Origin of the sequence: Sphingosinicella ginsenosidimutans (assembly GCF_007995055.1) — a bacterium.
GTDB lineage: Bacteria > Pseudomonadota > Alphaproteobacteria > Sphingomonadales > Sphingomonadaceae > Allosphingosinicella > Allosphingosinicella ginsenosidimutans.
Map to the genome: position 1 here is coordinate 1,904,669 of NZ_VOQQ01000001.1, position 19,949 is coordinate 1,924,617.

General features: G+C 69.2%; 20 protein-coding genes. 14 read left to right on the forward strand and 6 right to left on the reverse strand.

Annotation, left to right across the window (positions count from 1 at the left end; all coding sequences use genetic code 11):
• Positions 1–51 precede the first annotated feature (51 nt).
• The 10 genes from FRZ32_RS09625 to FRZ32_RS09665 all read left to right on the forward strand — a co-directional run bounded on the left by FRZ32_RS09625 (position 52) and on the right by FRZ32_RS09665 (position 7,260).
• The gene (locus tag FRZ32_RS09625; protein WP_147043300.1) at positions 52–723 is read left to right on the forward strand and encodes a DUF969 domain-containing protein; all 672 of its coding nucleotides are present in this window, start codon (positions 52–54) and stop codon (positions 721–723) included.
• On the forward strand, positions 720–1,670 hold the full coding sequence (locus tag FRZ32_RS09630; protein WP_147043301.1) for a DUF979 domain-containing protein: 951 nt from the start codon (positions 720–722) through the stop codon (positions 1,668–1,670). The genes FRZ32_RS09625 and FRZ32_RS09630 overlap by 4 nt, the downstream gene beginning before the upstream one ends.
• A gap of 38 nt (positions 1,671–1,708) precedes the next feature.
• Positions 1,709–2,710 (forward strand): DUF2891 domain-containing protein, encoded by a 1,002-nt coding sequence (locus FRZ32_RS09635; RefSeq protein WP_147044414.1) that lies wholly within the window; start codon positions 1,709–1,711, stop codon positions 2,708–2,710.
• 62 nt (positions 2,711–2,772) lie between these two features.
• Positions 2,773–4,926, forward strand: coding sequence for a TonB-dependent receptor (locus tag FRZ32_RS09640; RefSeq protein WP_147043302.1), 2,154 nt, complete (start codon positions 2,773–2,775; stop codon positions 4,924–4,926).
• A gap of 108 nt (positions 4,927–5,034) precedes the next feature.
• Entirely contained in the window at positions 5,035–5,307 is a 273-nt protein-coding gene (locus FRZ32_RS09645) for a hypothetical protein (protein WP_147043303.1), read from the forward strand.
• Between the two features lie 134 nt (positions 5,308–5,441).
• Positions 5,442–5,576, forward strand: a complete 135-nt coding sequence (locus tag FRZ32_RS15670) for a hypothetical protein (RefSeq protein WP_279379224.1) — start codon at positions 5,442–5,444, stop codon at positions 5,574–5,576.
• A gap of 90 nt (positions 5,577–5,666) precedes the next feature.
• The gene (locus FRZ32_RS09650) at positions 5,667–6,329 is read left to right on the forward strand and encodes a PspA/IM30 family protein (protein ID WP_147043304.1); all 663 of its coding nucleotides are present in this window, start codon (positions 5,667–5,669) and stop codon (positions 6,327–6,329) included.
• Entirely contained in the window at positions 6,326–6,649 is a 324-nt protein-coding gene (locus tag FRZ32_RS09655) for a hypothetical protein (protein WP_147043305.1), read from the forward strand. The genes FRZ32_RS09650 and FRZ32_RS09655 overlap by 4 nt, the downstream gene beginning before the upstream one ends.
• Positions 6,646–6,993 (forward strand): PspC domain-containing protein, encoded by a 348-nt coding sequence (locus FRZ32_RS09660; protein ID WP_147043306.1) that lies wholly within the window; start codon positions 6,646–6,648, stop codon positions 6,991–6,993. The genes FRZ32_RS09655 and FRZ32_RS09660 overlap by 4 nt, the downstream gene beginning before the upstream one ends.
• Positions 6,994–7,020: 27 nt before the next feature.
• The gene (locus FRZ32_RS09665) at positions 7,021–7,260 is read left to right on the forward strand and encodes a hypothetical protein (protein ID WP_147043307.1); all 240 of its coding nucleotides are present in this window, start codon (positions 7,021–7,023) and stop codon (positions 7,258–7,260) included.
• A gap of 37 nt (positions 7,261–7,297) precedes the next feature.
• On the opposite strand, the gene FRZ32_RS09670 is transcribed toward FRZ32_RS09665, so the two are convergent.
• Positions 7,298–7,762, reverse strand: coding sequence for a phosphoglycerate mutase family protein (locus FRZ32_RS09670; RefSeq protein WP_147043308.1), 465 nt, complete (start codon positions 7,760–7,762; stop codon positions 7,298–7,300).
• 105 nt (positions 7,763–7,867) lie between these two features.
• Here FRZ32_RS09670 and FRZ32_RS09675 point away from each other — a divergent pair, with 105 nt between their 5' ends.
• The 4 genes from FRZ32_RS09675 to FRZ32_RS09690 all read left to right on the forward strand — a co-directional run bounded on the left by FRZ32_RS09675 (position 7,868) and on the right by FRZ32_RS09690 (position 13,869).
• A complete protein-coding gene (locus FRZ32_RS09675) occupies positions 7,868–9,142 on the forward strand; it encodes a 3-methyl-2-oxobutanoate dehydrogenase (2-methylpropanoyl-transferring) subunit alpha (RefSeq protein ID WP_147043309.1) in 1,275 nt (424 codons plus the stop codon).
• Positions 9,143–9,147: 5 nt separating this feature from the next.
• Complete coding sequence (locus FRZ32_RS09680) at positions 9,148–10,152, forward strand: alpha-ketoacid dehydrogenase subunit beta (RefSeq protein WP_147044415.1); 1,005 nt, start codon at positions 9,148–9,150, stop codon at positions 10,150–10,152.
• Positions 10,153–10,157: 5 nt separating this feature from the next.
• Entirely contained in the window at positions 10,158–11,486 is a 1,329-nt protein-coding gene (locus tag FRZ32_RS09685; RefSeq protein WP_147043310.1) for a dihydrolipoamide acetyltransferase family protein, read from the forward strand.
• Between the two features lie 61 nt (positions 11,487–11,547).
• Positions 11,548–13,869, forward strand: a complete 2,322-nt coding sequence (locus tag FRZ32_RS09690) for a transketolase (protein WP_147043311.1) — start codon at positions 11,548–11,550, stop codon at positions 13,867–13,869.
• Positions 13,870–13,897: 28 nt separating this feature from the next.
• Here FRZ32_RS09690 and FRZ32_RS09695 read toward each other — a convergent pair whose 3' ends face one another.
• From FRZ32_RS09695 to FRZ32_RS09715, 5 genes are all read right to left on the reverse strand, one after another.
• On the reverse strand, positions 13,898–15,844 hold the full coding sequence (locus FRZ32_RS09695; protein ID WP_147043312.1) for a transglycosylase domain-containing protein: 1,947 nt from the start codon (positions 15,842–15,844) through the stop codon (positions 13,898–13,900).
• Entirely contained in the window at positions 15,835–16,965 is a 1,131-nt protein-coding gene (locus tag FRZ32_RS09700) for an NAD(P)/FAD-dependent oxidoreductase (RefSeq protein ID WP_147043313.1), read from the reverse strand. Before FRZ32_RS09700 ends, FRZ32_RS09695 begins: the two co-directional genes overlap by 10 nt.
• A 42-nt stretch (positions 16,966–17,007) precedes the next feature.
• Positions 17,008–18,162 (reverse strand): non-hydrolyzing UDP-N-acetylglucosamine 2-epimerase, encoded by a 1,155-nt coding sequence (gene wecB / locus FRZ32_RS09705; RefSeq protein WP_147043314.1) that lies wholly within the window; start codon positions 18,160–18,162, stop codon positions 17,008–17,010.
• Between the two features lie 69 nt (positions 18,163–18,231).
• Positions 18,232–18,582: a hypothetical protein gene (locus FRZ32_RS09710; RefSeq protein ID WP_147043315.1), complete on the reverse strand. Its 351-nt coding sequence runs from the start codon at positions 18,580–18,582 to the stop codon at positions 18,232–18,234.
• A 125-nt stretch (positions 18,583–18,707) separates the two neighbouring features.
• A complete protein-coding gene (locus FRZ32_RS09715) occupies positions 18,708–19,802 on the reverse strand; it encodes a site-specific integrase (RefSeq protein WP_147043316.1) in 1,095 nt (364 codons plus the stop codon).
• Positions 19,803–19,949 lie beyond the last annotated feature (147 nt).

Genomic DNA, 19,949 nt, shown 5'->3' on the forward strand with positions numbered 1-19,949 from the left:
TCGCATGGTCCGCCTCCCCATGAAGCTTGGCTTCACGGGGAGGATTTGGGGATGACGCACTATCTTCCCCTTCTCGGCATCCTGATCGTCGTCGTCGGCTTCGCGAAGCGGTGGAACCCGATGCTGGTGGTGACGGTGGCGGCGCTTGCGACGGGGCTGCTTGCCGGCATGAACATCGTCGCGGTGATCGCGCTGCTCGGGCGCGCGTTCAACGATAACCGGCTGATCGCGATCGTATGGGTCGTGCTGCCCGCCATCGGCCTGCTCGAACGGTTCGGGCTGCAGGAGCGGGCGGCGACGCTGATCCGCGGGATCAGGGCGGCGACGGCCGGGCGCCTCCTCATCCTCTACATGCTGTTCCGCCAGGCTACGGCCGCGCTCGGCCTCACGTCGATCGCGGGCCATCCGCAGACCGTCCGCCCGCTGGTCGCGCCGATGGCGCTGGCGGCGGCGGAGAAGGAGCATGAGATCGACGACGACAGCCGGGAGAAGGTGAAGGCCTGGTCGGCGGCGACCGACAATATCGGCCTTTTCTTCGGCGAGGATATCTTCATCGCGGTCGGCTCGATCGTGCTGATCCAGGCGACGCTGGCGAGCGAGGGCTATGATCTGCGCCCGCTCGATCTCGCCATCTGGGCGATCCCGAGCGCGATCGCGGCCTTCCTGATCCACGCCGTGCGGCTCTCGCGGCTGGACCGCAGCTTGCGGCAGCGGCGCAAATGATCACGCTGCAATGGGCCTACAGCCTCGCCGGGCTGATGTTCGCCGCCTTCGCGGTGCTGAGCGCGCTCGACCGGTCGAATGGCAAGCGCTTCGGCAATGCCGCCTTCTGGGGGCTGATGGCGCTGAGCCTGATCGCGGGCGGCTGGCTGGGCGATTTCGCCAATGGCGTGCTGGTGCTCGGGCTTGGCGGGCTCGCCGGCTTCGGCGCGCTCGGCCGCAGCAGCCCGCCGACGACGAAACAGGGCGAGCGGCTGACCTTGTCGCACCAGCTCGGCAGCAAGCTGTTCCTGCCGGCGCTGATCATCCCGGCGGTGGCGCTGGCCGGAACGCTCGCCTGGGCGCTGACGCCGCTCGGCGCTTCGGGCCTCATCGAGGCGAAGCGGGAGACCTACATCTTCCTGTGCCTCGGCGCGCTGATCGCCGTCGGCGTGATCTGGCTTTGGCTGAAGCCGCCGCCGCTCGCGCCGCTTCAGGAGGGCCGGCGCCTGATCGACGCGATCGGCTGGGCCGCGGTGCTGCCGCAGATGCTCGCGGCGCTCGGCACCGTCTTCGCCGCCGCCCATGTCGGCGACATCGTCGGCGAAGGCGCGCGCGCGGCGATCCCCGAAGGCAGCCTGTTCCTCACCGTTCTCGTCTTCGCGCTCGGCATGGTCGCCTTCACGATGATCATGGGCAACGCCTTTGCCGCCTTCCCGGTCATGTCGACCGCGATCGGCGTGCCGTTGCTGATCCGGGTCTATGGCGGCGATCCGGCGGTGGTCGGCGCGGTCGGGATGCTCGCCGGCTTCTGCGGGACGTTGATGACGCCGATGGCGGCGAACTTCAACATCGTGCCCGCCGCCCTGCTTGAGCTCAGGGATCGCAACGGCGTCATCAAGGCGCAGGTCGGGACGGCGATCCCGCTGCTGATCGTCAACATCGCGCTCATCTACTGGGTCGGTTTTTGATTCTCCCCGTCGCGGGGAGGATTGGGTAGATGGGCCGAATGAACCACCGCCTCACCGCCGAAACCGCCAATCGCTTTGCCGACATCGCGCTCGGCCATGTCCGCCGCGAATATCCGCACAAGCTCGATCATGTGATGGAGGGGCCGGAGGACGTGCTCGGCCCCCGCGCGCTCCATCCGATCTTCTACGGCAGCTTCGATTGGCACAGCTGCGTCCACGGCTATTGGCTCCTGATGCGCACGCTGCGGCTCTATCCGGACATGCCCTCGGCCGCGCGGGTCACGGCGCTGCTCGACGAGATGCTGACCGAGGAGAAGGTCGCGGGCGAACTCGCCTATCTCGATCGCGCCTATACCGGCGGGTTCGAGCGGCCCTATGGCTGGGCCTGGCTGCTGATGCTCCATGAAGAGGCGCGGCGGCACGAGGGGCAGCCCTGGGCCGATGCGCTGTCGCCGCTCGCCCGCGCCTTCGCCGATCGCTTCCTCGCCTATCTGCCGAAGCTCACCTATCCGATCCGCGTCGGCGCGCATTACAACACCGCCTTCGCCCTGGTCCTGGCCCGCGAATGGGCGGCGGCGAACGATCCGGCGCTGCTCGCCCTGATCGCCGAGCGGGCGGCCGACTATTATGGCGAGGACCGCGCTTGCCCCGGTTGGGAGCCGGGCGGGGACGAGTTCATCTCGCCCGCGCTGACCGAGGCGCTGCTGATGCGCCGTGTGATGGCGCCCGGCGCGTTCCGGGCGTGGTTCGACGCATTCCTGCCCGATCTCGCGGCCGGCAGCCCGCGCGCCCTGTTCACCCCCGCCTTCGTGTCGGATCGGTCGGACGGGAAGATCGCGCATCTCGATGGCGTGAACCTCAGCCGCGCCTGGTGCTGGCGCGGACTTGCCGACGCGCTCGATCCCGATCTGGCCAAGCTCGCCCGCGACACTGCCGGCCTGCATCTCGACGCCAGCCTCCCCCATGTCGCCGGCGACTATATGGGCGAACACTGGCTCGCGACCTTCGCTTTGCTTGCGCTGGAGGCGAGCGAAGGCTGACGTTACTCTCGCCTCGGCGATATGACTTTCAATCCACCGGCTTTGATGCATAACGGTCGGCGATGCGTTGGGATCTGGACTTTCCCCGGTTCATGCTTTTCGCCGGCGCGACTTGTGCGCCGGCCCTTCCAGCGCTGGCGCAGGACCAGGCCCCGCCGGCGGCCGCGGTCGCCGACCGGAACGACCAGGAAATCGTCGTCGTCGCCGATCCCGCCCAGCGCACCTCGATCGACCGCGACACCTATATGGTGCGCGACACCGCCGAGGCGCGCACGTCGAACGCGATCGAGATCCTGTCGAGGATCCCGGCCGTGACGGTTCAGCCCGACGGCGACATACGGCTGCTCGGGACAACCGGGGTCACCGTGCTGATCGACGGACGCCCGCCGCCCGACGGCGTCAACGTCCTTCGCGACCTCAGGGGCGCGCAGATCGAGAAGATCGAAGTGGTCACCAATCCCGGCGCCCAATTCTCGGCTTCGGGCACCGGCGGCGTCATCAACATCGTCACCCGCCGCACCTATCGCGGCGGGCTGCGCGGATCGGTGAACGCCGCCGTCACCCGCTATGGCGGCTTCGAGATCGGCCTCTCGCCGACGTGGACCCGGGGCGATTGGTCGCTGTCGGGCGGGCTCGGCTGGTATCGCTCCGAATCGGTCGGCGATCAGACGCACGCACGGCGCGGGCTCGATCCGGCGAGCGCGCTGCTCGACACCGATGAGGACGAGCATAGGCGCTCCCGATTCGACAGCCGCTATGGCTATGGCCAGATCGGCTATCATCCGGATCCGAAGCGGACGATCACGCTTCAGGGCAGCCCGTTCGGCGGCAACGGGCACTCGTCGGGCCGCTCCGAGATCGTTCGTCTGGCCGATCCGGACGCGCCGCTCGATCAGCGCAGCGTCGGCGATTTCAGCTATCACGGCTACAGTGGCTCGCTCGAATATCGCGAGGAAGGACGGCGCCAGGGCGAATTGCTCACCACCTCGCTCCAGCAGGTCCGCTACACCTCCGATTCACGAAGCGAGATCGCGACCGATTTCGGCGCCGACAGCGGCCTGTTCCGGTTCGATTCCGGCAATTCCTATCTGAGCCGCGGCTTCAAGGTCGATTATGTCCGGCCGCTGCACGGGCGTCAGCGGCTGCTGATCGGCGGCCTCGCCAGCGACACGCGGGTCGTGAACCTGCTCTCCCAGAGCGGCGATCTTCCGCTTGGCGGCAATCCGTTCCCGCCGATGTCGAGGATCGACGGATCGGTGGTCGAGACGGCGGCCTATGCCAATTATCAATTCCCGCTGCTCGGCGGCACCATCCTCGCCGGGGTCAGAATCGAGGGGCGAAACTACGATTTCGCCGACGCCAGCCTGGGCGAGGGGCCGAGCGACGCGCACGCCTTTCCGAGCGTCCACCTGGAGCGCCCGGTCGCCCCCTGGCTGACCGCCGATCTCAGCTATTCGCGCCGCATCCGCTGGCCCGGAATCTCGGATCTCAGCCCCGCGCTGCGCTTTTCCGATGCGACGACGGCGCAGGTCGGCAATCCGGCGCTGCGGCCGGAAATGACCGACTCCTACGAAGCCAAGGCGCAGGCCCGGGTCGCGCGCCAGACAATCTCGCTCACCGCCTTTTCCCGCCGTACCGGCGACCTCTTCTCCGCCTTCAACAGCCTCGACGACAATGGCGTGCTGGTGACCCGCAGGATCAATCTGGGCACGCGGCTGGATCGCGGCGTCAGCCTCGCTGTGCAGGGTCCGATCGCGAGCGGGCTCAGCTATTCGCTCAACGCCAACCTCGCCGATCGCAGGACCAGGCAGGGCCTCGAGGCGCCGATCGGCCCGAGCGCCGCCTACGACGCGACGCTCCAGGTCGATTATCGCGACGGCACCGACGGCCGGCGCGGCGCGGACCATGTGACGCTGACCGCCAGCCATTCGGGCCCGACCGATTACGGCCTTACCCGCTATTCCGATTATTCCCTGTTCAACCTCTCCTGGTCGCACGCATGGACCGATCGGGTGTCGGCGGTGCTTTCGGTCAACGATATCCTCGGTCCCACGGCCTTCCGCTCGGTCTCGACCTCGGCCAACGTCGTCTCTCGCGATACGAGCCGGTCCGGCGGCCCGGGTGTCAAGCTGGCGCTGACCTACAGTCTCGGCCCGCTCGGGCAGCCGCCGGCGCCGCAGGGCGGTCCGCCGCCGATACCCGGACCGGGCGGCTGAGGGGCGCTTCGCCCCCAGGGGCGTCGGCATGGTTTACAGATCGTTAAGAGCCGGGGACCGGAAAGCGCGGATTTCCGCCATTGGCCCGGTCCTTGCTGTCGTTCGGACATGCTTCGCCGGATCGGACGCCTGTTCGTGATCAAGACCCGCCTGGAGGCGATGGTCGTCATCTATGCGCTGGCCCTGGGCGCGATCGAGCGCGGCGCCCATTATCGCGAGACCTATCCCGGCATCGGCGGCTGGCTGCTCTCCGCGGCCTGCACCGGCGCGGTTTTCCTGGCCGGCGCGAAGCTGATGGAGCTGACGCGCAAGGACAATGGCGAACGGCGCCGCCGCACCGATTTCACGCCTTCCCAAGATTTGGCGAATTCCGCCAACTAGAGGCGCCTGAGCGGATCGGCTCCGGCACTCGATTTCTTCAAAAACTGGCGGAAAACTGCGGAAAAATCCGTTTGGCACGCCTCTTGTTATCCTTGTGGGCACGAGTTTCGAACAGACCCACAGGGAGCAAGACAATGACCAACATTTCCAATTTCGCCCGCAACGCCATCGCCGCCGCCGGTGCGATGCTGCTGTCGATCGCCTTCATCGGCACCGCCGTCGGCCCCGCCACGGTGCAGGCCCAGTCTTCGGTTCAGGTCGAGGCCTGACCCAGGGAGAGGCGGCCGGGGACGCATGCGCCCCCCATCGAGCGCCCCGGCCGCCCCCCAAACCCGCTTCGTCTTTGGAGTGACAGTCGAATGAGCATCTTTTCCCGCACCCGCGACATCATCGCCGCCAACGTGATCGACCTCGTCGAGCGGTCGGACGATCCGGCGAAGACGATCCGCGTGGTCATCCTCGAAATGGAGGAGACGCTGGTCGAGGTGCGCGCCACCGCCGCCCGCTACATCGCGGACAGCAAGGAGAAGCGCCGCCAGCTCGCCCGGCTCGCCGAGCTCCAGGACAGCTGGACCGAGCGCGCCGAACTGGCGCTGTCGCGTGGCCGCGAGGATCTCGCCCGTGCCGCCCTCATGGAGAAGGAGAAGCTGATCGACCTTGCCGAGGAGATCGAGGCGGAGGTCGCCGACATCGAGGCCGCGCTGCGCGCCTCGGAGGCCGACATCGCCAAGCTCCAGGCGAAGCTGCGCGAGGCGCGGGTGCGCCAGAACGCGGTCTTCACCCGCATCGAAAGCGCGCAGAACCGCGTCAGGATGCGCGAGGCCTATGCCGGGTCGAAGGCGGAACAGGCCTTCTCCAACTTCGCGCTGCTCGAGCGCGAGGCCGATTATGCCGAAGGCCAGGCCGAGGCGCTCGCGCTCGCCGCGCCGAAGAGCCTCGAAGAGGAGATCGCGGAACTGAAGGTCGCGGATCGCGTCGAGGCCGAGCTCGCCGCGATGAAGGCGCGGAAGGAAGCGGCATGAACATCGACATCAACGGCACCAATATCGGCGAGCTCATCGAGTTCGTGAGCTGGGGGGTCAGCATCTTCGCGATGCTGCTGGTCGGGCTGCTCGTCTACCTGATGGTTCGGCCGCCGCGCCACATCCGCCGCCGCCGCCGCGACGCCCCGCCGCCGCGCGAGCTGTCGCCGGACGAGGGTGAGGAATTGTGGGCGCTGGTCGATCGCATGGAGGCGCGGCTCGCGGTCCTCGAACGGGCGATCGGCGACGAGAGCGGCCGGTCCGCGCAGCGCAGTTTGGAATCGACGGCCGAGCGCCGCGACAACGGGAGGAAGGAATGAGCAAGCCAAGGTTCGAAGTCGACCGCGAAGAGGGCAAGCTGCTCGGCGTGTGCGCGGGCCTTGCCAAGGCCACAGGCGTCGACGCGACGATCGTCCGGGTCGGTTTCGTGCTGGCGACGGTCTTTCTCCACGGCTTTCCGTGGGTGCCGCTCGCTTATGTCGCGCTCGCCCTGATCGGCCATCGCAAGGCGCGCACCGGGGCTCGCGTCGGGATCGATCGCACCGGCCGGGCCGAGGAATCGCGGGAGCGGCTGCGCGCGCTCGATCTCAGGATCCAGGCGATCGAGAGCCACGCGGCGAGCAGCAACAGCGCGCTCGCCCGCGAGATCGACGCGCTTCGCTAGTTCATTCGAAGGACATGGGAGGAAAAGATGACCGAAGCCATGACCACCGTCACCGTCGCCAGCTTCGCCCTTGTCGGCCTCACGATCGCGCTCGCCGCCGCCCTCAAGGGCTGGCAGGGCTGGCTCGAGGTGAAGCGGATGGAGCTGGGGAGTGCCGGCGCCGGCGCGGGTGAGCCGCGCAGCGCGGCGATGGAGCGGATCGAGATCGCGGACTTGAAGGAACGGATCCGCAAGCTCGAATCGATCGCCGCCTGCATCGATCTGTAACGGGACGCCGCGCCTCCCTTCCGCGGGAGGCTGCGGCTCAATCCCCGATCCGCAGCCGCGTCGTCGTCCCGTCGGCTGCGATGTGCCAGATATCGCCGAATTCGCTTTCGCCAAGCTCGCCCGGAGAGGCGCCGCCGAGCGCGGCGATGAGGCCGCCCACCGTGTTGCTGTGGCCAACGATCAGGACCGGGCCGCCGACGGCGCGGACGCGCTCCACCAGCCCGGCGACATCGCGCGGATCGTAGACCATCGGGGTCAGCCCAAGCCGGGCGGCAAGCGGCGCAACGGTCTGGCGGGTGCGCCGATAATCGGTGACGAAGATCGCGACCGGCGGCGAGCCTTGGAATTGGCGGGCGAGCGCCTCTGCGGTGCGCCGGCCTTCGGGCAGCAGGTCCGGGTCGCGCTGCCCCGGCGGCGTGTTGAGATGGCGCATCACGTAGACGTCGGCGCTCGGGGTTGCGGTCGCGGCGAGCGCGGCGAGCAGCAGGGTGACGAGGGACATGCCGTTTCCTTTCGCTGCGCAGCAAAGCCGATCACGCCCCGGTTGGCAATTGGCGTCCAGATGGACTAGGGCGTCGGCCTTGAGCCAAGGACAGCAGGGCACAGGATGACCAGCCGACCCGAGCGCCGCAGCAATCGACCGGCGCTCTCTCTCCACGTTCCCGAGCCCGATGCGCGGCCCGGCGAGTCGCCCGATTTCAGCGCAATTCCGATTCCCGCCGCCGGCAGCGCGCCGCGCCCGCCCGTGGATGCCGCCGCGGCCGACACGCACCCACTGTGCTACACGCTGGTGCGCGTCCTCGACCAGGACGGGCGGGCGGTCGGCCCCTGGGATCCGAAGCTCGATCCGGAGCTTCTCCGGCGGATGTTGAAGGAAATGGTCACGGTCCGCGTCTTCGACGAACGGATGTTCCGCGCGCAGCGGCAGGGCAAGACCAGCTTCTACATGAAATCGCTCGGCGAGGAGGCGGTGGCGGTCGCCGCGGCCCATGCGCTCGAGGCCGAGGACATGTGCTTCCCCACCTATCGCCAGCAGGGGCTCCTCGTCGCGCGCGGCTATCCGCTCGTGGCGATGATGAACCAGATCTATTCGAACCAGGGCGATCCGCTGAAGGGCCGCCAGCTGCCGATCATGTATTCGGATCGGGCGAGGGGCTTCTTCTCCATCTCCGGCAATCTCGCGACCCAATATCCGCAGGCGGTCGGCTGGGCGATGGCCTCGGCGATCCGGGGCGACAGCCGCATTGCGGCGGGCTGGATCGGCGACGGCGCGACGGCGGAGGGCGATTTCCACAATGCCGTCACCTTTGCCGGCGTCTATTGCGCGCCGGTGATCCTCAACATCGTCAACAATCAATGGGCGATCTCCTCCTTTTCGGGGATCGCCGGGGCCGAGCTCACCACCTTCGCGGCGCGCGCGATCGGCTATGGCATTGCGGGCCTCCGGGTCGACGGCAATGACGCGCTCGCCGTCTATGCGGCGACTCGCTGGGCGGCCGAACGGGCGCGTTCGAATCTCGGGCCGACGCTGATCGAGCTGTTCACCTATCGCGCCGAGGGCCATTCGACCTCCGACGATCCGAGCGGCTATCGGCCGAAGGATGCCGGCGCCGCCTGGCCGCTCGGCGATCCGATCACGCGGCTGAAGGAGCATCTGGTCGGCCTGGGCGAATGGGACGATGAGCGGCACAAGGCGCTGGAGGAAGAGGCGCAGGCCGCCGTCCGCCAGGCGCAGAAGGAAGCCGAGGCGAAGGGCACGCTCGGCAACGGCCATTATGACGATATCGACACCCTGTTCGAGGATGTCTTCGCCGACGTGCCCTGGCATCTCGCCGAACAGCGCGAGCAGGCTCGCGCCGAGCGCAAGGCCCGCGGCAAATGAGCGTGATGAACATGATCGAGGCGCTGAACAGCGCCCATGACGTGATGCTTGGCCGCGACGAGGCCGTCGTCGCGTTCGGCGAGGATGCCGGCTATTTCGGCGGCGTCTTCCGCGTCACCGCCGGCCTCCAGAAGAAATATGGCAAGACCCGCGTGTTCGATGCGCCGATCGCCGAGGGCGGCATTGTCGGCACCGCGATCGGCATGGCGCTCTATGGCCTGAAGCCGGTCGCGGAGATCCAGTTCGCCGATTATATCTTCCCCGGCTTCGACCAGATTTTCTCCGAAGCGGGGCGCATCCGCTATCGCACCGCGGGCGAATGGTCGGTGCCGATGGTGATCCGCAGCCCCTATGGCGGCGGCATCTTCGGCGGGCAGACGCACTCGCAATCGCCCGAGGCCTTCTTCGCGCACATGCCGGGGATCAAGACGGTGATCCCGTCCAATCCCTATGATGCCAAGGGCCTGCTGATCGCGGCGATCGAGGATCCCGATCCGGTCCTCTTCTTCGAGCCCAAGCGCATCTATAACGGCCCGTTCGACGGCTATTACGATCGGCCGGTCACGCCCTGGGCGAGGGACCCGCGCGCCGAGGTGCCGGAGGGGCATTATACCGTTCCGATCGGCAAGGCGGCGGTGGTCCGCGAGGGCGAGGCGGTGACCGTGCTCGCCTACGGCACGATGGTCCATGTCGCGCTCGCCACCGCGGCGGTCGAGGGGATCGACGCCGAGGTGATCGATCTTCGCACCATCGTGCCGCTCGACATCGGGACGATCGAGCAATCGGTGAAGAAGACCGGCCGCTGCGTCGTGCTTCACGAGGCGACGCGGACCGCCGGCTTCGGCGCGGAACTGAGCGCGCTCGTCCAGGAACGCTGCTTCTATCATCTCGAGGCGCCCGTGGTCCGGGTCACCGGCTACGACACGCCCTATCCCCATTCGATGGAATGGGATTATTTTCCGGGGCCGGCGCGGCTCGGCCCCGCGCTCAAGGCCGTATTGAAGGACTGACCGGCATGGCCCGCTACGAATTCAAGCTCCCCGACATCGGTGAAGGCATCGCCGAGGCCGAGATCGTCGCCTGGCACGTCGCGGTCGGCGATACGGTGGCCGAGGATCAGCAGCTCGCCGACATGATGACCGACAAGGCGACGGTCGAGATGGAAAGCCCGGTCGCCGGCAAGGTCGTCGAGATCGCCGGGCAGGTGGGCGACATGGTGCCGATCGGATCGGTCCTCGTCGTGCTTGAAACGGAAGGGGAGGCGGCCGCGACGGAGGTGCCGGAGCTCAAGGCGACCGAGACCCAGGAGCCGGTCGCCGACGGGCTCGTGCCGGAACCGGAAGTGCCCGAAGCGGCAACCGCCGTTCCGCCCGCGCCGAAAACAGGCTCGTTCGTCCCGAGCGAAGTCGAGGGGCGCCCCTCGGACTCCGTGCAGCGCGCCTCGACTTCGCTCGGCACGAGCGATGGGGGGGACAAGGTTCACAAGTCCGATGTCCAGGCCTCCCCCGCGGTGCGGCAGCGCGCCCGCGATCTCGGCATCGATCTCGCGCGGGTCAGATATGCCGGCGATCGCATCCGCCATGCCGATCTCGACGCCTATCTGCTCTACAATGGCGGCGGCGTCGCGCACGGGCCGGCGGCGAAGCGGGCGGACGAGGACGTGAAGGTCGTCGGCCTCCGGCGCAAGATCGCCGAGAATATGCAGGAGGCGAAGCGCCGCATCCCGCATTTCACCCTGGTCGAGGAATATGACGTCACCGCGCTCGAGGAAACGCGCGCGATGATGAACCGCGATCGCGGCGACAATCCCAAGCTCACCATGCTGCCCTTCCTCATCACCGCCCTGTGTCGCGCGCTGCCCGATTTCCCGCAGATCAACGCGCGCTACGATGACGAGGCGAACGTCATCCACCGCTCCGGCGCCGTCCACATGGGCATGGCGACGCAGACCGATAACGGCCTGTCGGTGGCGGTGATCCGCAACGCCGAGGGCCGCGACGTCTGGAGCCTCGCCGGTGAAATCCTGCGCCTCGCCGAGGCGACCCGCACCGGCAAGGCGACGCGCGACGAGCTGCAGGGATCGACGATCACCATCTCCAGCCTCGGCCCGTGGGGCGGCATCGCCTCCACCCCTGTCATCAACCGGCCGGAGGTCGCGATCCTTGCGGTCAACAAGGTCCGCGAGACGCCGGTCGTCGTCGATGGCGCGCTCGAGGTCCGCAAGATGATGAACCTCTCCATCTCCTGCGATCACCGGGTCGTCGACGGCTGGGATGCGGCCTTGTTCATGCAGGCGCTGAAGGGCCTGATCGAAAATCCGCTGCGCCTGCTGTCGATGCGCTGAGCGGGCCGGGCGCGCCCGCCGTCCCCTATGCCGGCGCGCCGAACGGGGCTAAGGCAAGGCCATGCTGAAGAAGACCGAGGGCGCCGATATCGCGGCGCTGAAGCTGATCGACGATCGCCTGCGCTGGCTGTCGGCGTGGACCATCCACAACGCCAATCATGTCCGCGAGAATGTCGACGGGCTGAAGGTCGGCGGGCACCAGGCCTCCTGCGCGTCGATGACCGCGATCATGGCGGCGCTCTATTTCCACGCGCTCGGGCCGAACGACAAGGTCGCGGTGAAGCCCCATGCCGGGCCGGTGCTCCACGCCATCCACTATCTGCTCGGGTCGCAGACCCGCGAGGCGATGGAGGCGTTTCGCGGCTTCGGCGGGATGCAGAGCTATCCGAGCCGGACGAAGGATCGGATCCCCGTCGATTTCTCGACCGGCTCGGTCGGGCTCGGCGTCGCGATCACCGCCTTCGCAAGCCTCGTCCAGGATTATTGCGTCGCCCACGGCCTGATGCAGCCGGCCGATACCGGGCGGATGGTCGCGCTGATGGGCGATGCCGAGCTTGACGAGGGCAATATCTACGAATGCCTGATCGAGGCGGCCAAGCACGATATCCGCAATTGCTGGTGGATCGTCGACTATAACCGCCAGAGCCTCGACGCGACGACGGCCGACCGGATGTTCAGCCGCTTCGACGAGATTTTCGCGAGCTGCGGCTGGCGGGTCGTGACGCTGAAATATGGCAAGGCGCAGGAGGCCGCCTTCCGCGAGAAGGGCGGCGCGGCGCTGAAGCGCTGGATCGACGAGACGAGCAACGCCGATTATGCGGTACTGACCTATCTCGGCGGGCCGGCCTGGCGGGCGCGGCTCGAAAAGGATCTCGGCAAGGTGGTGAGGCCGATCCTCGACGCGCGCGACGACGATGCGCTCGCCGCGCTGATGACCAATCTCGGCGGCCATTGCCTGGAAACGCTGACCGACGCGTTCGATGCGGCGCAGGACGACGTGCCGACTTTGTTCATCGCCTATACGATCAAGGGCTTCGGCCTCCCCTTCGCCGGCCACAAGGACAATCATGCCGGGCTGATGAACCCCGGCCAGATCGCCGCGCTTCGCGATGCCATGGGGATTGCCGAGGGCGAGGAATGGGCGCCCTGGGCGGGGCTCGGCGGCAACAGCGCGGAGGCGGCGCGGGCGCTCGCCGATCGGGCGCGGATCGCCCGCGAGAAAGCGGCGCGGGCCTGGCATGTCGCCGAGGTGCCGGCGATCGCGGTGCCGAGCGGTGACGAGCAATCGACCCAGGCCGCGTTCGGCCGCATCCTGCTCGATCTCGCCAAGGCCGGCGGCGCGCTCGCCGACCGGATCGTGACGACCTCGCCCGACGTCACCGTATCGACCAATCTCGGCGCGTTCGTGAACCAGAGAGGTTTGTTTCGCAGACAGGAACTCGCCGATCTGTTTGCCGCCGCGAAGATACCCTCGGCCCAGAAATGGAGCGGCGGCACCGCCGGGCAGCATATCGAGCTCGGCATCGCGGAGAACAATCTGTTCCTCATGCTGGCGGCGCTCGGCCTCGCGGGCGACCTCTTCGGCGCGCGGCTCTTCCCGATCGGCACGGTCTATGATCCGTTCATCGCCCGCGGCCTCGATGCGCTGAATTATGCCTGTTACCAGGACGCGCGCTTCCTCCTCGTCGCGACGCCGTCGGGCGTGACGCTCGGGCCGGAGGGGGGCGCCCACCAGTCGATCAATCCGCCGCTCATCGCGATGGGCCAGCCCGGGCTCAGGCATTACGAGCCGGCTTATGCGGACGAGCTGGCGCTGTTCATGGAGGAGGCGTTCCGGCTGATCCAGGACCCGGCGGGCGAGAGCGTGTACCTGCGCCTCACGACGCGCAGCATCCGGCAGATCACGCGCGCGGACGATGGCTGGAAGGCCGGCGCGCTGGCCGGCGGCTACTGGCTGCGCGAGCCGGCGCCGGGCGCCGAGGCGGCGCTGGTTTATAGCGGCGCGCTGGCCCCCGAGGCGCTGGCGGCATGGGAGGCGCTCAGGGACGACATACCGGGCCTCGGCCTCCTCGCGGTGACCTCGCCGACGCTGCTCCATCGCGGCTGGAGCGAGCGCCGCTCGGGGCGCTGGGCCGGCCGGGAGGCGACGCCGAGCCATGTCGAGACCCTGCTCGCGCCGCTGTCGCGCGAGGCGGGGCTCGTCACCCTGATCGACGGGTCGCCGGCGGCGCTCTCCTGGCTCGGCGGGGTTCGGGGCCACAGGGTCAGCCCGCTCGGCGTCGATCGCTTCGGCCAGACCGGAAGCCTGCCCGATCTCTACCGCGCCTACCGGCTCGACGTCGACGCGCTGGTCGAGGCGGCGGCGGAGCTGTTCCTCGATTGAGCCCGGTCCTCCCCGACTGTGGGGAGGATCAGTTGGTCGGCGGCCTCTGGGTCGCGCCGCCCGGCTGCGGCGCGGGGCCGACCGGGATCGGCGCGGCATTGTCGGGCACCTGCGGGGCCGGCGCCTGCGGCTCGGGCGGCGGGGCCTGGACGTTGGCCGGCGCGCTGCTCGTCCGGTCGGTCTGCGACAGCGGCACCGCCGGCGCGCGGGCGGGGCGGATGCCGAGCGCATCGACCATGAAGGCCCGCCAGATCCGCGCCGGCAGCCCGCCGCCGGTCGTGCCCGGCAGCGGCGTGTTGTCGTCATTGCCGACCCATATGCCGACGACGAGATCGCCGGCGAAGCCGACGAACCAGGCGTCGCGATAATCGGATGTCGTGCCGGTCTTGCCGAAGGTCGGGATGGAAAGGCGGGCGGCGCGACCCGTGCCCCGCTGCGTCACCGCGTACATCACGTCGCGAAGCATCGGGAAATAATGGCCGCGATGCAGCGGCTCGGCGCCCCAGCCGAGCCAGCCGGGCGACGGCTCGGTGAGGCCATGGGCGCGGATCGGGTAACGGCCCGATGCGATGCCGGCATAAGCGGCGGTAAGCTCGATCAGGCTGACCCCGTTCGTGCCGAGCGCAAGGCTCGGATCGGCGCGCAGCGGGCTGGTGATGCCGAGATCGCGCGCGGCGCGGATGACGTTTCGCCGTCCGACCCGCTCCTGGGTCTGCACCGCGACCGAATTGCTCGATTCGGCGAAGGCGTCGCGAAGCAGCTCCCGCCCGCGATAGCTGTTGCCGTAATTGGCCGGCTCCCAGTTGCCGAGCCGGATCGGCACGTCGTTCACCGGCGTGTTGGGCGTCATCCCGGCGCGGAAGGCGGCGAGATAGACGAACGGCTTGAAGGCCGATCCCGGCTGGCGGCGCGCCTGGGTGGCGCGGTTGAAGGCGCTTTGCGAATAATCGCGGCCGCCGACCATCGCGACCACCCGCCCGTCGAGCCGCATCGCGACCAGGGCCGCCTGCGCGCCGCCCAGATTGGCGCGGCGGATCGCGCGCACCGCATAACGCTGCATGTCGCCTTCCAGCGTCGTGTGGATCTGGCGCTCGCCATAGGCCTCGTCCTCCAGCGCGCCGGTCTGCGGCAGCACCCAATCGGCGAAATAGGTGCCGGTCGGCACATCGCCGTCGGGCGCGCGGCGGACGCGGGCGAGGGTGGTGTTCCGCGCCTTTGCCTCGCTGATATAGCCGACCTCGGCCATCATCCGCAGAACCCGGCGGGAGCGCTGCTGCGCCCCCTCCAGATTGCCGGTCGGGGCGAGCCGCGACGGCGCGTTGACGACCCCGGCGAGCATCGCCGCCTGGGCGAGCGTCAGGCGCTCTGGATCGGTGTTGAAATAATGATGGGCGGCGGCGCGCAGGCCATAGACGTTGTCGCCGAAATAGGCGTTGGAGAGATAGCGATCGAGAATCTCCTCCTTCGTCAGCCAGGCCTCGAGCCACAGGGTGATCAGCGCCTCCTGCGCCTTGCGGCCGAACGTCCGGTCGGGGCTGAGGAAGCTGGTGCGCGCGAGCTGCTGGGTCAGCGTCGATCCGCCCTCGCGGACCCGGCCGAGCCGCAGGTTGCGGAGCATCGCCCGGGCGATGCCCCAGGGATCGATGCCGATATGGTGGAAGAAGCGGCGGTCCTCGATCGAGATGAAGGCCTGGCCGACATAAGGCGGCAGATCGGCGACGTGGACCGGCGCCTCGATGATCGCGCCGCGCCGCGCGATCGGCTCGCCCTCGGCCGAAAGCAGCGTGATGCTCGGCGCCGCGATCGGCTGGAGCGAGCGCGACAGCGGCGTGGTGAAGGCGAGCCACGCGATGAGCAGCACGAGGATCAGCGCGCCGAGCTTCAGGGCGCGCTTCACGACGCGCGCGCGCCAGGGCGTGGGCGGTGGCGGCAGGGCCGCCGCTGGCGGCGCGGAGGCGTTGCGCCTCAGCAGCATGCGGGGGCGCGCAGCCGCTCGGGCCCGATCGTCGCGGCGGTGACGCCAAGCTGGGCGAGCCCGTCCGGCCACGGAGTGCCGGCGATCAGCGATTCGACCGCCGCCGCCATGGCCGGGGCGGTCTGAAGCCCATAGCCGCCCTGTCCCGCCAGCCAGAAGAAGCCCGGCGCGTCGGCGGCGAAGCCGGCGGTCGGCACGCGGTCGCCGGTGAAGGTGCGAAGGCCGGCCCAGCGATGCGCGATCCGGGTGACGGCGACGGTCGTATAATGTTCGAGCCGGTCGGCCGCGAGCGCGATGTCATAATCCTCCGGCGCGGCGTCGCACGGATCGTCTTCCACCTCGTCGACCGGCGAGACGAGCAGCCGCCCCGCCTCCGGCAACATGTAGAAATCGCCGGCGACGCTGTGGACGAAGGGCCAGCCCGCGATCTCGGCCCCGGCGGGCGGATCGACGACGATGATCGTCCGGCGGCGCGGCGCGAGGCCGATCGGATCGACGCCGGCCATCGCCGCGATCCGGTCCGCCCAGGCGCCGGCGGCGTTGACCAGGACCGGCGCCTCATGCGTCTCCCCGGTTTCGTCGCGCACCCGCCAGCCGCCTCCCGTCGCCTCGATCGAGGCGACGCGCCGGCCGGGGAGGACGCTGCCGCCCTTCGCGCGCATGTCCCGCGCGACGCGCTGGAGCAGGGCATCGGCGTCGAGCTTGAGGCCGGTCGGATCGTGGAGGCCGGCGATGGCGCCGCCCGCGCCCGTCCGCAGCGCCGGGCACAGTCGCGCGATCGCGGCGGCATCCACCGGCTCGATCGAATCGCTGAACTCGGACATCGCGGCGCCGAGCGCATCGAGCCGCGGCCGCGACTCCTCGTCCGCGAAATAGAGCGAGGACGCGGTCCTGGCGAGCGCCGGATCGTCCTGGAAAAAGGCGCGGCTCCACGCCGTCATCGCGCGCACCGCCTCGCCCCCGATTCCGTAATGGCTGAACGCGACGCTTCGCCCCGAACTGTGATATCCGGTGGCGTCCTCCGCCTCCAGGACCAGCACCCGGCCGTGCGCCGCGAGGCGCGCCGCCGCCGACAGACCGGCGATCCCGCCGCCGATGATCAGGAAATCCGCGTCGCTCATGGCGAGCGTGTCTAGCCGATCATCGGCCTGCGGGGAAAGGGATCAGCCGATGGTCCGCAAAGGCTCGCGCCCCGCCGGTGCCGGCGCGAAAGCGGCGACGTCGCGTCCCATCAGCCCGTCGACGATCCGCCGGGCCGCCCCGCCGTCGCCATAGATGTCGGCGGGGCGCGGCGCAGCCGGGGCGTCGAGCAGCTGCGTCGCCGCCGTCGCGATGCGTTCCGGATCGGTGCCGACCAGGGTGGCGAGGCCGGCGGCGATGCCCTCCGGTCGTTCGGTCGTGTCGCGAAGCACGAGGACCGGGCGGCCGAGCGCCGCCGCTTCCTCCTGCACCCCGCCCGAATCGGTGAGGATGAGGTCCGCGCGCGTCATGGCGTGGACGAAGGCGGCCAGATCGAGCGGCGCGACCAGGCGGACGTTGGGCGCGCGGCGCAGCGCTTCCCCGGCCGCGGCTGTCAGCGCCGGATTGGGATGGAGCGGCCAGACGATCTCGACATCGTCGCGCTTCGCCAGCGCCGCCACCGCCTCGCAGATCGCGAGGAACGGCGCGCCGAGGCTCTCGCGGCGATGCGCGGTCACCAGCACCAGCCGGCGGCCCGGCGGGATCGCCAGGGCGGCTTCGGCCTCGGCGCGGAGCGCGGGATCGGCGGCCAGCCGGTCGCGAACCATGAAGAGCGCGTCGATGCCGCTATTGCCGGTCACGAAGACGCGGCCGTTCAGCCGCTCGGCGGCGAGCTGCGCCTTCGCGAGCGGAGTCGGCGCGAAGTGGAGATCGGCCATCAGCGCGATGGCGCGGCGGTTCATCTCCTCCGGAAAGGGCGCGCGCGCCGCATAGGTGCGAAGCCCCGCCTCGACATGGGCGACGGGGATCGATCGGTGGAAGGCAGCGGTCGCGGCGGCGAGCGCGGTGGTGGTGTCGCCCTGGACGATCACCCGATCCGGCCGGGCCTTGACCAGCACCTCGTCGATCGCCGCGATCGCGCGGCCGAGCAGGCGCCCGATCGGCTGGCCCGGCTCCATCAGGTCGAGATCGAAATCCGGCGCCAGGCCAAAGAAGGACAGCGGCCCGGCGATCAAGTCGCGGTGCTGGCCGGTCAGGCAGAGCAATGGCTTCACCTGCGGTTCGCGGGCGAGCGCCGCGACCACGGGGGCGAGCTTCACCGCCTCCGGCCGCGTCCCGGCGATCGCCAGCATCCGCATTGCGCGCACCCCCCAGCCCCGCGGAGAGTTAAGCACAGCCCGGTGATCCTGCAAAGCCGGCGCCCGCGCTCAGCGCGCCGTGCGGCGGGCGTCGTCGCGGCCCGCGATATAGGCGGCGCAGCTCGCGCGCAGCGAGGCGCTTTCGCCCGCCGACAGCGCATAGGCGCTGGCGAGGCCGGCGATGAACGAGGCCGGATCGCGCTGGTTGCCGGCGGCGCGGCAGATCGTCGTCACCTGCGCGAAATCGAGCGATCCGGCGCTGGCGCGGCGGACCTGGGTTTGCGGCGACCGCGCGGCCCGGGCCGGCGCGGCGCGATGCGGCTGCAACTGCTCGGCGCGGGCCTGAAGCTCGAGCGTGCGGCGATCGATTTGCGGCAGCGCCGGCTTGGCGGCCAGCATGGCGGCGAGAAGAATGACCATATATGCCCCCGGTAAAGGTTCCCGATGGCCTCGTAGTTATACGGTAATCGGTAAAGAAGGCGTTAACCATACCGCCAGCTTTTCTGCCATTCTCGCGGGCGGTTTTCCAAAGGTTTGCCAGTACCTCATACGTTCCGCTCCCATTTCAGCACCGCCGCGCTCGCGAGAGATGACTGCGCGCGGGCCTTGGCGTAGTGCTCGACAAGCTGCATCGTCTGGCCCGTGATCGCCGCCGTTTCCGCCGTCGTGCAGCCGGCCTCAAGCAGCGCGTTCACCGCGTTCTTGCGGAGGCCATGCGGCACGATTCTGGCCCCGAGCTTGCCGGCAAAGCGCTGAAGCCGTTGCCTCAGCGCGAGCGTGCCGATGGGCTGACCGGCCCGACTTCCCGGGATGATGAAGCCCGCGCCTCGCTTATGACGCGCCAGTTCGGCCGACAGCGCGGCATGGAGGCGGATTTCGAGACGCTTACCCGTCTTTTGCTGGCGGATGTGGAGCACGTTGTCGCGAATGTCCTGCCACCGGATCGTGGTCACGTCGCCGATCCTCTGGCCTGTGTAATAGAGCAGGTGGACGGCGAGACGCGTAATCGGCTCGTCCGCTTTCAGTGCCGCGTCCAGGACATATACGGGCCACGGATCGTGCTCGCCCTGTATGTCGAGCGGGGCCACGTTGGCGGCCGGATCGTTGGCGACATGGCCTCGCGCACGCCCCCATTTCCAGATCGTCCGGATGACCGCCAGCACCATGTTCGCGGCGCCCGGCGTGTCGCCTCTGGCGTCGATCAGGCGCGCTACATCGGATTGCTCGATCCGCCCGGCCGGCGCGGTCGGGAGCATCTTGCGGATATAGGCGATGGCGAACCCGTAGGCGCGCTTCGTGGACATGCTCAGGCTCAGATATTTGGGGCTGCGCTCGTACAGGTCGATCAGCGCGGGGACGGTCAGCTCGGCGATCAGCGCGTCCCGCCGTGTCCGTCCGGCCAGGAACGAGGCATAGGCGGCGCCGAACCCCGCGTCATCCAGATCGGGCAGGCGCGCCAGTATCTCGCGTCCATTCTCGCCGATCCGCCCGGTGCGGAAGTAGCAGTACCGCCGGCCCTTCGCCCGCGTGACCTTGACGTAGAGAAGCGATTTATGCCGCATATAGGGGCTGACCCTTCCTCCAGTCAGTATTCTCGCCCTCGCCGGCCATTGCCGCAAGCGCTTCGTCGAGTGCAGCACGGCTCCAGTGATCCCGATTTCCGAGGCGGAAGGGCTGCGGCAGGCGGCCGGACGTGACCTCCCGCTCGAACTCGGACACGGCGAGATCGCAATAGGCGGCCGCTCGCTGGCGGGTCATGGCGCGCGGCGGATAGGGATAGTCTCTCG

What these genes read in the sequence shown, in the direction of transcription:
- FRZ32_RS09625 (WP_147043300.1), top strand. Translation starts at nt 52, where the DNA reads ATGACGCACTATCTTCCCCTTCTCGGCATCCTGATCGTCGTCGTCGGC.
- FRZ32_RS09630 (WP_147043301.1), top strand. Translation starts at nt 720, where the DNA reads ATGATCACGCTGCAATGGGCCTACAGCCTCGCCGGGCTGATGTTCGCC.
- FRZ32_RS09635 (WP_147044414.1), top strand. Translation starts at nt 1,709, where the DNA reads ATGAACCACCGCCTCACCGCCGAAACCGCCAATCGCTTTGCCGACATC.
- FRZ32_RS09640 (WP_147043302.1), top strand. Translation starts at nt 2,773, where the DNA reads ATGCGTTGGGATCTGGACTTTCCCCGGTTCATGCTTTTCGCCGGCGCG.
- FRZ32_RS09645 (WP_147043303.1), top strand. Translation starts at nt 5,035, where the DNA reads ATGCTTCGCCGGATCGGACGCCTGTTCGTGATCAAGACCCGCCTGGAG.
- FRZ32_RS15670 (WP_279379224.1), top strand. Translation starts at nt 5,442, where the DNA reads ATGACCAACATTTCCAATTTCGCCCGCAACGCCATCGCCGCCGCCGGT.
- FRZ32_RS09650 (WP_147043304.1), top strand. Translation starts at nt 5,667, where the DNA reads ATGAGCATCTTTTCCCGCACCCGCGACATCATCGCCGCCAACGTGATC.
- FRZ32_RS09655 (WP_147043305.1), top strand. Translation starts at nt 6,326, where the DNA reads ATGAACATCGACATCAACGGCACCAATATCGGCGAGCTCATCGAGTTC.
- FRZ32_RS09660 (WP_147043306.1), top strand. Translation starts at nt 6,646, where the DNA reads ATGAGCAAGCCAAGGTTCGAAGTCGACCGCGAAGAGGGCAAGCTGCTC.
- FRZ32_RS09665 (WP_147043307.1), top strand. Translation starts at nt 7,021, where the DNA reads ATGACCGAAGCCATGACCACCGTCACCGTCGCCAGCTTCGCCCTTGTC.
- FRZ32_RS09670 (WP_147043308.1), bottom strand. Translation starts at nt 7,762, where the DNA reads ATGTCCCTCGTCACCCTGCTGCTCGCCGCGCTCGCCGCGACCGCAACC.
- FRZ32_RS09675 (WP_147043309.1), top strand. Translation starts at nt 7,868, where the DNA reads ATGACCAGCCGACCCGAGCGCCGCAGCAATCGACCGGCGCTCTCTCTC.
- FRZ32_RS09680 (WP_147044415.1), top strand. Translation starts at nt 9,148, where the DNA reads ATGAACATGATCGAGGCGCTGAACAGCGCCCATGACGTGATGCTTGGC.
- FRZ32_RS09685 (WP_147043310.1), top strand. Translation starts at nt 10,158, where the DNA reads ATGGCCCGCTACGAATTCAAGCTCCCCGACATCGGTGAAGGCATCGCC.
- FRZ32_RS09690 (WP_147043311.1), top strand. Translation starts at nt 11,548, where the DNA reads ATGCTGAAGAAGACCGAGGGCGCCGATATCGCGGCGCTGAAGCTGATC.
- FRZ32_RS09695 (WP_147043312.1), bottom strand. Translation starts at nt 15,844, where the DNA reads ATGCTGCTGAGGCGCAACGCCTCCGCGCCGCCAGCGGCGGCCCTGCCG.
- FRZ32_RS09700 (WP_147043313.1), bottom strand. Translation starts at nt 16,965, where the DNA reads ATGAGCGACGCGGATTTCCTGATCATCGGCGGCGGGATCGCCGGTCTG.
- wecB (WP_147043314.1), bottom strand. Translation starts at nt 18,162, where the DNA reads ATGCGGATGCTGGCGATCGCCGGGACGCGGCCGGAGGCGGTGAAGCTC.
- FRZ32_RS09710 (WP_147043315.1), bottom strand. Translation starts at nt 18,582, where the DNA reads ATGGTCATTCTTCTCGCCGCCATGCTGGCCGCCAAGCCGGCGCTGCCG.